Raw genomic sequence first — 12,831 nt, 5'->3', positions numbered from 1 at the left:
TGCGTCCGATCCATTCCGTGGTATCGAAGCGGGTGACCGTGCGGAGATTCCTGCAAAGCGGCCGGCGATCAGCGCGGGGCCGACTCCGGCTGCAACAGGTTCTGCCCGGCGTCGCCTTCGCGCGCCGCCGCGACCTGTACATCGATGTCGCGATTGACCGAAATGTCCGCGCCGTTTTCGGGCTCGATCATCGCATCGATTTCCTGCGCATCGCGTTGCCGGGAGGTCACGATGTGGTAAGTCGTCCGCGGCGCCTCGATACCGGCATCCGCGAACGCGGATTTCACCCGGCGGATCGCTTCGCTGCGGACTTTGCCCAGGTCGGTTTCGCGTTGGTCGACCCAGCCGTAGAAACGCAACTGGATCCCCGCGGCACCGAATTCGACCACGGTCCAGGCCGGCGCGGGTTCGTCCAGCACACCCTCGATCTGCGCGATCGCCGCCATCGCCAGGGTCTGCGATTCGCGGATCGACTGGCTGCTGTCGATCAGCATGCCGAAATCGAAACGACGCTTCGGATTCTTGCTGTAGTTCAGCACGACCGACTTGAATACGAGACTGTTCGGCAGTTGCAGGTGATTGCCGTCGAGCGTCATCAGCACGGTGGCGCGCGAGTTGACGGAAATCACTTTGCCTTCGCGGCTCTCGATCATCACATGATCGCCGGGCTCGAACGGCCGGCGCACGCTGAGCAGGATGCCGGCGATGTAGTTCTCGGCGATTTCCCGGAAGGCGAAGCCCAGGACCAGGCCGACGACACCCGCGGAGCCGAGCACCGCGCCGACCACCGAGGTCAGGCCGATCAGATCGAGCGCGATCAGCACGGCGACCAGCATGATGGCGGTGCGCACGATCGTCCGCAGCAGTCCGCTCATGTACGGGTTCTGCGAACGGACCTTGATCAAGTGCAGGCGGTTGGCGATGAAGCGCGAGATCCAGCTGGCGAACAGCAGCACCAGCAGCGCCAGGATCAATTGCGGCACGCGTTCCAGCAGGCGGACCAGCGCATCGTTGGCGTTGTCGACGATCCTGTCGACGCACTCGCCGAGATGGCCTGCATCGCAGCGGCTGCGGATGGGGGATCCGGCTTCGACCGGGTCGGTACGAAGCGCGGCGATCGCCTTGTCGACCTGGTTGGACTGCGCGGTTGCCGGAAAGGCCACGCCCAGCCACAGCAGGCAGCACAGTGCGATTGCGACAAACCGTTGCGGTAAGAAAGCCGAGGCCATCATGCGATCAGAAATACCACGCGAAAAAGAACAGGCCGAGCATGGCGAAGGCGAGCGCGAGTTTCGACACCACGCCCAATACGATGCCGAACCAGGTGCCGAGGCCGACCTTCGTGGCGTGACCGACGTCGCTGCGCTCGAGCTTGCGTCGATGCAGCAGCTCGCCGATCACCGCGCCGACGAAGGGCGCAATGAACACGCCGACGAAGCCGAAGAACAAACCGACGATGGTGCCGAGCATGGCGCCGACGATGGCCAGCCGGCTTGCGCCCACGCGTTTCGCACCCATCGCGGTGGCGACGATATCGATCACCAGCGACAGCAGCGTAAGCACGCCGAGGATGACCAGCGTCCACACGCCGATCCGCTCGAAGCCGTCGACCCAGGCGGCGAGCAGCATGCCGCCGAAGACCAGCGGCAGCCCGGGCAGTGCGGGAAGAATGACACCGAGGATGCCGACGACGATCAGAACGGCGGCGAGAATATAGAGCAGGACTTGCTGTTCCATGGACGATCCGGTGGCGCGCGACGCGCGCGTGCGCAGCATGATGGCATGCCGGCGCGGCGACTGCATTCGGGTTTCTGAACGACGACGGCCCGCCGTAGCGGGCCGTCGAGGAGGTGGTGAAGGCGTTTCAGTTCTGCGCCGGCGTGTTCTCGGAGAAGTACTCGTGATTGTCGGCGTTGTCCACCGCATTCGTGGGGTTGGTGGCCGCAAGATTGCTTGCGGCGCTTTGGCCATACACCCAGTCGTCGGTATCGGCCACCACGGTGAAGTGACTCATCTCATGGATCAGTGTCCCGGCCCTGGAATCGGTGCCGATCAGCGGTGCGGTCCAGAACGAGTTGCAGACATAGATCTCGTACGGCTGGTTCTTGTAAACGTAAGCATAGTAATTCTGCGTGCAGCCGCAGTTGATGGTGACTTGGCCGTTGGTCCAATCCATCGCCTCGTCGATCTTCGTGAAATGCTGCTGCGCGGTGGCGTAACGCGTATTGAGATAAGCGCCGAACCAGGTGGTGTAGCGCGCACCGGTGGTGCCTGCGTTGAGATAGCCTTTGGCGCGTTCGGTGTAGGTCCGCGCCGAGAGGACGGCCTTGTCGAGGGCGGTCTGCTGGGTGGCGGTGCATGCGGCGTAACTCACGCCGAGGACGTCGGACAGTTCCGGATTGGACGGCAAGACAGGGCGGAGCCGGCCGCCGCTGGGGAGCGTGGCCGGCTGGTCGAGCGTCATCCGGATCGGCGCGCCCTGCGCAACCATCGGGAAGCCGTTGGTCTGTTGCAGGCGGGTGCCGCCGGACAGCGATGCGTATTGCAGCGGCGCCGCATAGGTGACGGTGTAATGCCCTGCTTTCGACAGGTCGTAGGCGCTGCCCAGTGCAACGACGCTGCGATAGCTGCGGCCCGGACGCAGGATCGCGAAATCCTCGGCGGTGGGAACGCCGCGTTTGACCATCGCACCTTCGAAACCGACTTCCTGGCCGTCCCGGGTGATCCGGAACAGGTTCGAACGCTGTACTTCCGAGGGCAGCTGCCATTTCGGAATACGCACGTTCTTGCGGCTGGTGTTGGTGAGCGTGACTTCGACCTTGTCGTTGCCGAGCGAAACCACGCTGACGCGCAGAGGATTGAACGACTTGACCGGGGGGGCCGCGGTGGCGACGGCCAGCGCGCCAGCGGCGATCGCGGTCAGGGCGAGGCCGGTGCCGAGGGTGTGCGGAAGTTTGTACGTCATCGTGAGGGTTCCCCTGCGCGAACGGAGGCTCGCTGATCAGAGCCCTATCATATCGATGCCGATGGGGGGCGTACACGGCCCGGCTTGTTCAGGAAACACCGTCCCATCCCGGTGCCCGGAAAAGAAACGGCCCGCCGAAGCGGGCCGTTCCGAAGTGCATGTGAATCCGGTGGCTCAGTTCTGCGCTGGCGTGTTCTCGGAGAAGTACTCGTGGTTGTCCGCGTTGTCCAGCGCCCGGGCCGGGTTGCTGGTCGCCAGACTCCTGGCGGCCGACTGGCCATAGGCCCAATCGTCGGTGGCAGCCACCACGTTGAAGTGGCTCATTTCGTGGATCAGCGTACCGGCCTTGGAGTCGGTGCCCGTGTTCGGAGCGCTCCAGAATGCGTTGCAGACATAGATCTGGTACGGCTGGGTCGGGTAGACGTAGGCGTAGTAGTTCTGCGTGCAGCCGCAATTGATGGTGATCTGGCCGGCGTTCTGGTTGATCGCGGTGCTGATGCTGGTGAAGTGCTGCTTGGCGGTGTTGTAGCGGCTGGAGGTGTAGGCGCCGAACCACGAGGTGTAGCGTGGACCGGTCGTGCCCGCGTTGAGGTAGCCCTTCGCATTGGTGGCGTAGGTGCGCGCGGAGTTGACGGCGGTGCCTGCCGACGTGGTGCGGGCTGTGGTGCAGCCGACATAGTTGACGCCGTTGACGACGGCGGTCGGGCTCACCTTGGCCTTTCTGGCTTCGGCGGCGGCCTGGTCCAGGCGTTCGGTCGGCGTTGTCGCGCCGCCTTCCATCCAGAGCCGCATCGGTGCGCTCTGGGCGACCATCGGCAGACCGCTGCTCTGCTTCAACTGCGCGCCGCCCGACAGCGATGCGAACTGCAGCGGTGCGGCGAAGGTGACGGTGTAGTCGCCGGTCCGCGACAGATCGTAGGCTTCGGCGAGGTTCAGCGTGACCCGATGGCTCTGGCCCGGACGCAGGATCGCGAAATCGGCGGCCGTCGGCGTGGTCCGCTTGATCATGCGGCCTTCGTAACGGACTTCTTCGCCGTCGTGGGTGATGGCGAACAGGTTGGACTCGGCCACTGCGGACGGCAGCTGCCATTTGGGGATGCGCGCGATCTTGCGGCTGGTATTCGTGACCGTGACTTCGACGTTGCCATCGCCCAGCGCCAGCATGCCGACGCGAAGCGGATTGGCGTTTTCGATTTTCGGAGCGGCTTCCGCGCCTGCGAATACGCTGGCGATGGTTGCGGCGAGCACTGTCGTGGCGCCGAGCGTACTGATTGCGTTGAACTTCATTCCGTTGCCCCCAGAGTCTAAGTAAATGCCCGCGGATGCGGGCGACTCCGATCATATGTCGTGCACATGCCCGTGTGCACGTTGCCTTGCAGCACCGAATGTGTCCGGAATCACAAACGCACAACCCCGTCTTGCGACAGGGTTGTGCGTTGTTTCGCGGCGGTGGTGCGCAGCGGGCGTTCCGTCAGCGGAAATCCTGATGGCAGCCTTTGCAGCTTTCGCCGATCTTGGCCGCGACCGCATTCACGCCTTCGCAGTTGATCGGCGGGGCGGACAGTGCGCCATCGAGCGTGGCGCGCATGCCGCTGGCCTGTTTGACGAAACGCTCGTCGTCGCTGAGATCCGGAAACGCGCGTTCCAGGTCGTCGGACAAGGTGCGCAGACCTTTCAGATGCGGAATGATGTCGGTGGCGTTGCAGTGGTTCTCGGCCGCTTTCGCGCCCAGTTGCTTGAGATGCCATTCCTGCACGTACATCACGCCTTCCGGGAAGTGGTCTTTTCTCGCGTTCCATGAGTTGAGCGCTGCCACCAGGCCGATGGCGCCGAGCGCCGCGCCGAGCAGGAAGACGAAGAAATAGCGTCCGAAAGCGGAGGACTTCGGGCGGGCTTGGTCGGGCGTGGTGGACATGCGGCAACTCCATGCGGTTTCGCGAAAACATAACATGCCGGGCGACCGGCAGACGCCGGAGCGCCGGGCGCGCGTGGTCCGTTAGACTGGAGGGATGCATCCGATCGCACCCGACGACAGCGCCCTCGACGACCGCTGGACAGAACGATTCGGCGGGATCGACCGCCTCTACGGCGCCGGCGCGCTGGCGCGCTTTTCGCGCAGCCACGTCGCGGTGGTCGGGCTTGGCGGGGTCGGCTCCTGGCTGGTCGAGGCGCTGGCGCGCAGCGGCGTGGGCCGGCTGACGCTGATCGATGCCGATGACCTCTGCGTCTCCAACACCAACCGTCAATTGCCGGCCTTGGCCGGCCAGTACGGTCGCGGCAAGGCCGAGGCCATGGCTGAACGCTGCCGGGCGATCAATCCGGGGGTCGCGGTGGAGGCGGTGGCGAGTTTCCTCACGCCTGCCAACCTCGAAGACCTGCTCGGGCGCGGCTACGATCTGGTGATCGACGCCTGCGACAGTTTTCGCACCAAGGTCGAAGCCATCGCCTGGTGTCGCCGACGCAAGATCCCGATCATCACCGTCGGCGCTGCCGGGGGGCGGTTGGATCCGACGCTGGTGCGCGTGCGCGATCTTTCGCGCACCGAGCACGACGCGATGCTTGCGCTGATCCGCAAGAAGCTGCGCAGCGAATTCAATTTTCCGAAAACGCCGAAGCGGTATTTCAGCGTGCCTGCGATCTATTCGCTGGAAAACGTGCAATACCCGCAGGCCGACGGCACCGTTTGCGGGTTGCGGCCCAAGGTCGGTGCCGATGCCGCGCTCAAACTCGATTGCGGCGCTGGCCTCGGCGCCGCAACCCACATCACCGGTGCTTTTGCGTTCGCTGCAGCGGGTAAGGCGCTGGAACTCTTGTTGAAGCCGAAGGCCGACGCTTCGTCGGAAGAATCAACGGCCGGATAAGCCGAACAACCGCTCCGCATTCACTGTCGTCGCACGCGCCACGACTTCCGGCGCGACGCCGCGCAAAGCGGCGATGGCATCGCGCACAGTCGTCAATCGCGCGGGCTCGTTGCGCAGCCCGCGATGCCCGCTGTCGGGCTGGTCGGGTGCATCGGTTTCCAGCAGCAGGCATTCGATCGGCACCGTTGCCGCGAGCGTGCGCAGCCGACTCGCGCGCTCGTAGGTCACCGGGCCGCCGAGGCCGATCAGAAAGCCGAGTTCGTACAGTCGCTTGGCCTGATCGGCGCTGCCGGGAAAACTGTGGATCACGCCGCTCAGCGGGCCGAAGCGGCGGATCGCGGCCATCACCACATCCACCGCACGGCGCGCATGCACGATCACCGGCAGATCGAAGTCGCGGGCAAGCCGCAGTTGGCCATCGAAAAAAAGCGACTGCTGGACTGCATCGAGGTTTTCGACGAAGAAATCCAGCCCGCATTCACCGACCGCCACCGGGCGCTCGCGTTCGATCCATTCGCGCAGCGCGACCAGATGCTCCGGGCGATGTTCGGCCAGATACATCGGATGCAGGCCATAGGCCGGGAACAACCCGGGTTCGGTCGCGCAGAGGGCCCGCAGCTTCTCCCAACCGGCGGCACTCACCGCCGGCACGATCTGGCGGGTCACGCCAGCGGCGCGTGCGCGGACGATGACCTGGCTTCGATCAGGATCGAACTCGTCCGCGTCGAGGTGCGAATGACTGTCGACGAGCATGGTGCGATGCGCGGTCAGCCGACGCGTTCGCCTTCGATCGGCGGCTTGGCGGCCGGCACTGCGGGGTCTTTGCGCTTGCGGAAGCTCGCCAGCAGCAGTGTGCCCATGCCCAGCAGCAGTTCATCGATGAACGGGATGAAATCGGGGACCACCATGTCCAGCGCCCACAATGCGGCGGCCAGCATGAACAGGCGCGGGAAGCTGAGCCGACCCAGAAAGCCGAGGATCGGGGAGACGAGAGGGTTGGCCATGGCGAGGCTCCGACGATTAGCGATTGTGGGAACGCTAGCACGCAGTGATGGATTTGCGGGTTGCGATTCAGGGTTTCGTCATGCGCGCATGGCCGGGCTGGGTCCGGGTTCAGCTTGCCGGTGCTGCAATCCCTGCCGACAGCGGGGATTACCCTGACGGAGGTTCGATATGAACAACAACACATTGGCCATTGCGCTCGCTTCATTGCTGGTCGGCGGTGTCGCCACCGCGGCCTACATCAACAACACGCGTCCGGCGGCATCCGGCGCCGCAACCGCTGAAGCGGATCTCGCGCAGCCGATGCCTTCCGCGATGGTCGCCGAGGATCGACTGCATGATGATGCGGATATTCCGTCCGGAGGCAAGCTCGAATACGCCGAGGTGACGGCCGTCGAGCCGCTGACCAGGAGCGACAAGCTGTACGCCACCGTGATCGGTACCGAGCCCGTGCGCGAGACCATCAACGGCAGCGCGCCGCGCGAGATTTGCGAGGACGTGGCGGTGCAGGATCGCCTGCCGGAGCGCGACGGCAATGTCGGCGGAACCGTGGCCGGCGCGCTGATCGGCGGCCTGGTCGGCAACCAGGTCGGCGACGGCAATGGCCGCAAGGCCGCCACCGTCGCGGGTGCTGCCGCCGGCGGTTACATCGGCAACCGGGTCGATCGCAAGCACGTGGGCGGCAAGGTGGTGACCCGTACCGAGCGCCAGTGCCGCACGGTTTCGGAAGCCACCAGCAGCAGCCGCACCGTGGCCTGGAACGTGACTTACCGCAATCCGGACGGCACCACCGACACGATGCGCACCGATCGCAAACCGGGCAGCCGGATCCCGCTGGGCACCGGAAAAACCGTGATCGGCTACGACGTGACCTATCGCTACCGGGGCGAGGAACAGCATGTGAGGATGGACGACAAGCCGGGCGCCCGCCTGCCGGTGATCGATGGCCAGGTCGTGACCCAAGTCGCTGCGGCAGACAAAAGCGGGCGCGGCTGACCCCTGACTGCAGGTTTCGAGACCCGTCCCTCGGCGGGTCTTGATCGGGACGGGGCCGGAGCGATCCGGCCCCGTCTTTCGTTCCGGGTTGCGTGGCGGGGTGCCGGGCCGGAGTTCGCCCCGATACAATAGCGGGCTAACCCCTGACCACCGGTTCCGACATGGCCTTGCATCCCTACGATCTCTACGACGTCCGTTCCCTGCTGAGCGAAGAAGAGCGGGCGGTGCAGGACACGGTGGCGCGCTTCACCGACGAGCGGGTGCTGCCGATCATCGGCAAGGCCTTCGATGAGGGCCGCTTCCCGCGCGAACTGGTCGCCGAGATCGCCGAACTGGGTCTGCTCGGTTCGTCGCTGCCGGAACAGTACGGTTGCGCCGGCCTCAACTCGGTCAGCTACGGCCTGATCTGCCAGGAACTGGAGCGCGGCGATTCGGGCATCCGCAGCTTCGTCAGCGTGCAGTCCTCGCTGTGCATGTATCCGATCTACGCCTATGGTTCGGAAGAACAGCGCCAGCGCTGGCTGCCGGACATGGCCGCAGGCAAGGCCATCGGCTGCTTCGGTCTGACCGAACCCCACGGCGGCTCCGATCCGGCGAACATGAAGACCCACGCCAAGCGCGATGGGAGCGACTGGGTCATCAATGGTTCGAAGATGTGGATCACCAACGGCAACCTCGCCGATGTCGCGATCGTCTGGGCGATGACCGACGAGGGCATCCAGGGTTTCCTGATCGAAAAGGACATGCCGGGTTTCTCCGCGCAGGAGATCAAGCACAAGATGAGCCTGCGCGCTTCGGTCACCAGCGCGCTGTTCTTCGACAACGTGCGCGTGCCCGACAGCAACCGCCTGCCGAACGTGAAGGGTCTGAAGGGTCCACTCGGCTGCCTCACGCAGGCCCGTTACGGCATCACCTGGGGCCCGATCGGCGCTGCCATCGCCTGCCTCGACGAAGCGCTGCGCTATGGCAAAGATCGCATCCTGTTCAACCGCCCGCTCACTGCCAATCAGGCGGTGCAGCTCAAACTCGCCGACATGGCCCGCCGCATCACCATGGCGCAGTTGCTGTCGCTGCAGCTCGGCCGTTTGAAAGACGCCGGCAACATGCAGCCGACCCAGGTCAGTCTGGCGAAGTGGAACAACGTGCGCATGGCGATCGACATCGCCCGCGAAGCGCGCGACATCCTCGGCGGCGCGGGCATCACCACCGAGCATTGCCCGATCCGCCATGCGCTGAATCTCGAATCGGTGATCACCTACGAAGGCACGGAAACGGTACACCAGTTGGTGGTCGGTCGCGAGCTGACCGGCATCAACGCGTTCTGATTGAAAGACAAGCTCGGCGCTCAGGATCGCTGTCATCCCTCGCTTCGCTCTGGATGACACTGGACTTGCCGATCCTCGCTTATCTCTTGACGGGCTTGCACCCATGTCCATCGCGCAGATCCAACTCGAAACCGAACGTCTGATTCTGCGCCTGCCGCAGATCGAAGACTTCGAGCGCTACGCCGAATTCTTCGCCCACGAATCGTCTCGGATCATCGGCGGCCCGCACGCGCGCGGCGACGCCTGGCGTCGCTTTCTGCAGATGCCCGGTGCATGGACGGTGCAGGGCTTCGCGATGTTTTCGGTGATCGAGAAATCCAGCGGCCTATGGATCGGGCAAGCGGGCCCCTGGCGTCCCGACGGCTGGCCGGGCACCGAAGTCGGCTATGCCTTTCATCAGGATGCGCACGGCAAGGGTTACTGCACTGAAGCGTGCGTTGCGGCGATCGATTGGGCCTTCGACACGCTGGGTTGGGACGAAGTGATCCACTGCATTTCGCCGCAGAACATCGCGTCGCAGAAGGTCGCGCAGCGTCTGGGGTCGCGCAATCTCGGCCCGGGTGCGCTGCCGCCGCCGCTCGATGTGCATGCGATCGATCTCTGGGGACAGACCCGCGAAGAATGGCGCGCGCGAAGCGCAGGGGCATCGCGATGATCACGCTCTATGGCATGTCCAGTTCGGGCAACTGCTACAAACTGCAACTGCTGATGGCGCAGCTCGGCCGCGCCTACGAATGGGAAGAGATCGACATCACCGGCGGCGAGAACCTGTCGCCGGAGTTCCTGGCGATGAACGATCGCGGCAAGGTGCCGGTGCTGAAACTCGACGATGGCCGCACGATGTCCGAGTCGAATGCGATCCTGCACTACCTGGCAGAGGGATCGCCTTTGCTGCCGGACGATCCGTGGGATCGTGCGAAGACGCTGCAGTGGATGTTCTTCGAGCAGTACAGCCATGAGCCCTACATCGCGGTGTCGCGGTTCGTCCGCATGTTCCTGCCGTCCGACCATCCGCGCCGCGCATCGCTGGACGCCCTGAAAACCTCGGGAGACGAGGCGCTGGCGGCGATGGAACGGCATCTGCATCGCCTGCCGTGGTTCGGCGGCGAGCATTACACCATCGCCGATATCGCCCTGTTCGCGTACACCCATGTCGCCGAAGACGGCGGCTTCGATCTGGGCGCGTATCCGCATGTCGAGCGTTGGATCAAGCACGTGCGGATGCAGCCCGGCTTCGTGCCGATGCGCAACGCGCAGACCGACTGATTTCCACATCACAAGTACCGGCCTTCGCGCGCGAGGGCAGGGGAGACGCCATGTTCGCTGCCGTGCCCAACCCGATCCCCGCCCGCATGAAGGGCTTGAACCGCGCCGAGATCTGCGACGTCAATTTCCAGACCTTCGTGCGCGAATGGGCCGGCCACGCGCAGGCCAAGCCGGCGCCGCACGAAAGCGTTCTCGATGGCAGCGCCCTCGATGCGCAGGGCTTCCGGGAACTGTTCGAATCGCAGCTGATCAGCCGTCATCTCGACCTGATGGCGCGCGTGCTGCGCGTGCAGAACAAGGTGTTCTACACCATCGGCAGCAGCGGCCACGAAGGCAATGCGATGGTCGCGCGGCTGACACGGCACACTGATCCGGCGTTCCTGCACTATCGTTCCGGCGGATTCATGGCCGAACGTTTCCGGAAGATTCCGGGTATGGATCCGATCATGGATTCGGCCCTGTCGTTCGCGGCCAGCGCCGAAGACCCGGCCAGCGGCGGTCGTCACAAGGTGTGGGGCAGCAAACCGCTGTGGGTGCTGCCGCAGACCTCGACCATCGCTTCGCATCTGCCGAAAGCGCTGGGCACGGCGGTCGCGATCGACCACGCCCGCCGCATCGGTCATGCGCTGCCCATTCCCGGCGACAGCATCGCGATCTGCTCGTTCGGCGATGCTTCCAGCAACCACGCCACCGCGCAGACCGCATTCAACGCCGCAGCGTGGACCGCGTACCAGAAGCTGCCGGCGCCGGTGCTGTACGTGTGCGAGGACAACGGTATCGGTATCTCGGTGAAGACGCCGGACGGTTGGGTGGCGCGCAATTTCCGCAGCCGGCCGGACCTCGACTATTTCTACGCCGATGGCCTTGATCTCGCCGCCGGCTACGGCCAGGTGCAGGCGGCGGTCGAACACTGCCGCGGCACGCGCCGCCCCACCTTCCTGCATCTGCGCACCACGCGGATCATGGGCCATGCGGGCACCGACTTCGAGATCGAATGGCGGAATATCGAAGAATTGTGCGCGGTCGAAGCGAGCGATCCGCTGTTGCGCAGTGCCGGCATCGCGCTCGAATCCGGCCTGATGTCGAAGGACGACATTCTCGCGCTCTACGAAGAGACGCGGAAGAAATGTTTCGCAGCCGCCGAAGACGCCGACCGTCGCCCGCGCATCACCACGCTGGAGGATGTGATGCGTCCGCTGGCGCCGTACACGCCGGACAAGGTCAAGGCCGAAGCGGCGCGCTTCGACCATGCCGAAAAACGTATCGATGCATTCGGTGGCGAGTCGAAACTGCCGGAAAAGCAGCCGGCGAAACATCTCGCGGTCCAGATCAACCAGGCCTTGCACGATCTGTTCTGCAAGTATCCCGAGACCTTGCTGTTCGGCGAGGATGTGGCGCAGAAGGGCGGCGTCTACACCGTCACCAAGGGTTTGCACAAAGCCTTCGGCAACAAGCGCGTGTTCAATACGCTGCTCGACGAAACCATCATTCTCGGCCTCGCCCAGGGTTACGCGAACATGGGCATGCTGCCGATGCCCGAGATCCAGTACCTCGCGTATTTCCACAACGCCTGCGACCAGATCCGCGGCGAAGCGGCGAGCCTGCAGTTCTTCAGCAACGGCCAGTACCGCAACCCGATGGTGGTGCGGATCGCCTCGCTCGGCTATCAGCGCGGTTTCGGTGGCCACTTCCACAACGACAATTCGATCACTGCGTTGCGCGACATCCCCGGTCTCGTGGTCGGCTGCCCCTCGCGCGGCGACGATGCCGCGACGATGCTGCGCACGATGATGGCGCTGGCGAAGGTCGATGGCCGCGTCTGCGCGTTCCTCGAACCGATCGCGCTGTACATGGCCAAGGACCTGTACGACGCGGGCGACGGCCTGTGGTTGACCGAATACCCATCGCCGGATCAGGCGATGACCCTCGGCGAGGGCAGGACATATGGCGATGGCGACGATCTGGTGATCTTCAGTTTCGGCAACGGCGTGCCGATGAGCCTGCGTGCCGCGCGCGCGATCGAGGCCAGGCACGGTTGGAAGACCCGGGTGGTCGATCTGCGTTGGCTGGTGCCGCTCAACGATGCCTTCATCCAGGCGCAGGCCACGGGGGCGAAGCGGATCATCGTGGTGGACGAGGGCCGCCGCAGCGCTGGCGTGGGCGAGGGCGTGATCACCGCGCTGGTCGAGGGTGGGCTGCTATGCGGCGAGCATGGCGAGACGCCGCTGCGTCGGGTGGTCGGCGCCGATACCTTCACCCCGCTGGCGGGGGCGGCCTTCCTGGTGATTCCGTCGGACGGGGACATCGTCGCGGCGGCTGACGCCCTGGCCGGCTGAACGGCAGCGACCCGGATGCCGGTGTCGTGACCACCGGCGCCGGCCCGGTGTAGTATCGGACCGTTCCATGGGCGCCGCCC

At 64.9% G+C, this 12,831-nt stretch carries 13 protein-coding genes; 6 read left to right on the top strand and 7 right to left on the bottom strand.

Features of this window, described 5'->3' with window-relative positions; all coding sequences use genetic code 11:
* Positions 1–68 precede the first annotated feature (68 nt).
* The 5 genes from HOP03_00645 to HOP03_00625 form a co-directional block, all read right to left on the bottom strand.
* A complete protein-coding gene (locus HOP03_00645; GenBank protein NOT86672.1) occupies positions 69–1,229 on the bottom strand; it encodes a mechanosensitive ion channel family protein in 1,161 nt (386 codons plus the stop codon).
* Between the two features lie 7 nt (positions 1,230–1,236).
* On the bottom strand, positions 1,237–1,737 hold the full coding sequence (locus tag HOP03_00640; GenBank protein ID NOT86671.1) for a DUF456 domain-containing protein: 501 nt from the start codon (positions 1,735–1,737) through the stop codon (positions 1,237–1,239).
* Between the two features lie 127 nt (positions 1,738–1,864).
* Entirely contained in the window at positions 1,865–2,965 is a 1,101-nt protein-coding gene (locus HOP03_00635; GenBank protein NOT86670.1) for a protease, read from the bottom strand.
* A gap of 174 nt (positions 2,966–3,139) precedes the next feature.
* Complete coding sequence (locus HOP03_00630; GenBank protein ID NOT86669.1) at positions 3,140–4,252, bottom strand: protease; 1,113 nt, start codon at positions 4,250–4,252, stop codon at positions 3,140–3,142.
* Between the two features lie 184 nt (positions 4,253–4,436).
* On the bottom strand, positions 4,437–4,880 hold the full coding sequence (locus HOP03_00625) for a hypothetical protein (protein ID NOT86668.1): 444 nt from the start codon (positions 4,878–4,880) through the stop codon (positions 4,437–4,439).
* 94 nt (positions 4,881–4,974) lie between these two features.
* Here HOP03_00625 and HOP03_00620 point away from each other — a divergent pair, with 94 nt between their 5' ends.
* Entirely contained in the window at positions 4,975–5,826 is an 852-nt protein-coding gene (locus HOP03_00620; GenBank protein ID NOT86667.1) for a tRNA threonylcarbamoyladenosine dehydratase, read from the top strand.
* Here the strand turns inward: HOP03_00620 and HOP03_00615 are convergent.
* Together HOP03_00615 and HOP03_00610 are read right to left on the bottom strand one after the other, a co-directional pair.
* Positions 5,812–6,579 (bottom strand): TatD family hydrolase, encoded by a 768-nt coding sequence (locus tag HOP03_00615; GenBank protein NOT86666.1) that lies wholly within the window; start codon positions 6,577–6,579, stop codon positions 5,812–5,814. The two genes, HOP03_00620 and HOP03_00615, sit on opposite strands and share 15 nt — an antisense overlap.
* Positions 6,580–6,593: 14 nt before the next feature.
* Positions 6,594–6,830, bottom strand: coding sequence for a hypothetical protein (locus HOP03_00610; protein NOT86665.1), 237 nt, complete (start codon positions 6,828–6,830; stop codon positions 6,594–6,596).
* A gap of 169 nt (positions 6,831–6,999) precedes the next feature.
* Between HOP03_00610 and HOP03_00605 the strand changes: the two genes are divergently transcribed.
* The 5 genes from HOP03_00605 to HOP03_00585 all read left to right on the top strand — a co-directional run bounded on the left by HOP03_00605 (position 7,000) and on the right by HOP03_00585 (position 12,751).
* A complete protein-coding gene (locus tag HOP03_00605) occupies positions 7,000–7,824 on the top strand; it encodes a glycine zipper 2TM domain-containing protein (GenBank protein NOT86664.1) in 825 nt (274 codons plus the stop codon).
* 161 nt (positions 7,825–7,985) lie between these two features.
* Positions 7,986–9,149 carry an acyl-CoA dehydrogenase gene (locus HOP03_00600; protein ID NOT86663.1) on the top strand — a complete coding sequence of 388 codons (1,164 nt, stop codon included), beginning with the start codon at positions 7,986–7,988 and terminating at the stop codon, positions 9,147–9,149.
* Between the two features lie 103 nt (positions 9,150–9,252).
* Positions 9,253–9,804 carry a GNAT family N-acetyltransferase gene (locus tag HOP03_00595; protein NOT86662.1) on the top strand — a complete coding sequence of 184 codons (552 nt, stop codon included), beginning with the start codon at positions 9,253–9,255 and terminating at the stop codon, positions 9,802–9,804.
* The gene (locus HOP03_00590) at positions 9,801–10,415 is read left to right on the top strand and encodes a glutathione S-transferase family protein (GenBank protein ID NOT86661.1); all 615 of its coding nucleotides are present in this window, start codon (positions 9,801–9,803) and stop codon (positions 10,413–10,415) included. The genes HOP03_00595 and HOP03_00590 overlap by 4 nt, the downstream gene beginning before the upstream one ends.
* A gap of 50 nt (positions 10,416–10,465) precedes the next feature.
* Positions 10,466–12,751, top strand: coding sequence for an MFS transporter (locus HOP03_00585; protein NOT86660.1), 2,286 nt, complete (start codon positions 10,466–10,468; stop codon positions 12,749–12,751).
* Positions 12,752–12,831 lie beyond the last annotated feature (80 nt).

It is taken from the genome of Lysobacter sp. (assembly GCA_013141175.1).
Taxonomy (GTDB): Bacteria; Pseudomonadota; Gammaproteobacteria; order Xanthomonadales; family Xanthomonadaceae; genus Lysobacter_I.
The sequence above is the reverse complement of the archived record's forward strand: the minus strand, read 5'-3'. Positions and strand labels throughout refer to the sequence as shown.

Bases quoted from the DNA above. Each gene is read 5' to 3' on its own strand.
- HOP03_00645 (NOT86672.1), bottom strand. From the start codon at position 1,229: ATGGCCTCGGCTTTCTTACCGCAACGGTTTGTCGCAATCGCACTGTGC.
- HOP03_00640 (NOT86671.1), bottom strand. From the start codon at position 1,737: ATGGAACAGCAAGTCCTGCTCTATATTCTCGCCGCCGTTCTGATCGTC.
- HOP03_00635 (NOT86670.1), bottom strand. From the start codon at position 2,965: ATGACGTACAAACTTCCGCACACCCTCGGCACCGGCCTCGCCCTGACC.
- HOP03_00630 (NOT86669.1), bottom strand. From the start codon at position 4,252: ATGAAGTTCAACGCAATCAGTACGCTCGGCGCCACGACAGTGCTCGCC.
- HOP03_00625 (NOT86668.1), bottom strand. From the start codon at position 4,880: ATGTCCACCACGCCCGACCAAGCCCGCCCGAAGTCCTCCGCTTTCGGA.
- HOP03_00620 (NOT86667.1), top strand. From the start codon at position 4,975: ATGCATCCGATCGCACCCGACGACAGCGCCCTCGACGACCGCTGGACA.
- HOP03_00615 (NOT86666.1), bottom strand. From the start codon at position 6,579: ATGCTCGTCGACAGTCATTCGCACCTCGACGCGGACGAGTTCGATCCT.
- HOP03_00610 (NOT86665.1), bottom strand. From the start codon at position 6,830: ATGGCCAACCCTCTCGTCTCCCCGATCCTCGGCTTTCTGGGTCGGCTC.
- HOP03_00605 (NOT86664.1), top strand. From the start codon at position 7,000: ATGAACAACAACACATTGGCCATTGCGCTCGCTTCATTGCTGGTCGGC.
- HOP03_00600 (NOT86663.1), top strand. From the start codon at position 7,986: ATGGCCTTGCATCCCTACGATCTCTACGACGTCCGTTCCCTGCTGAGC.
- HOP03_00595 (NOT86662.1), top strand. From the start codon at position 9,253: ATGTCCATCGCGCAGATCCAACTCGAAACCGAACGTCTGATTCTGCGC.
- HOP03_00590 (NOT86661.1), top strand. From the start codon at position 9,801: ATGATCACGCTCTATGGCATGTCCAGTTCGGGCAACTGCTACAAACTG.
- HOP03_00585 (NOT86660.1), top strand. From the start codon at position 10,466: ATGTTCGCTGCCGTGCCCAACCCGATCCCCGCCCGCATGAAGGGCTTG.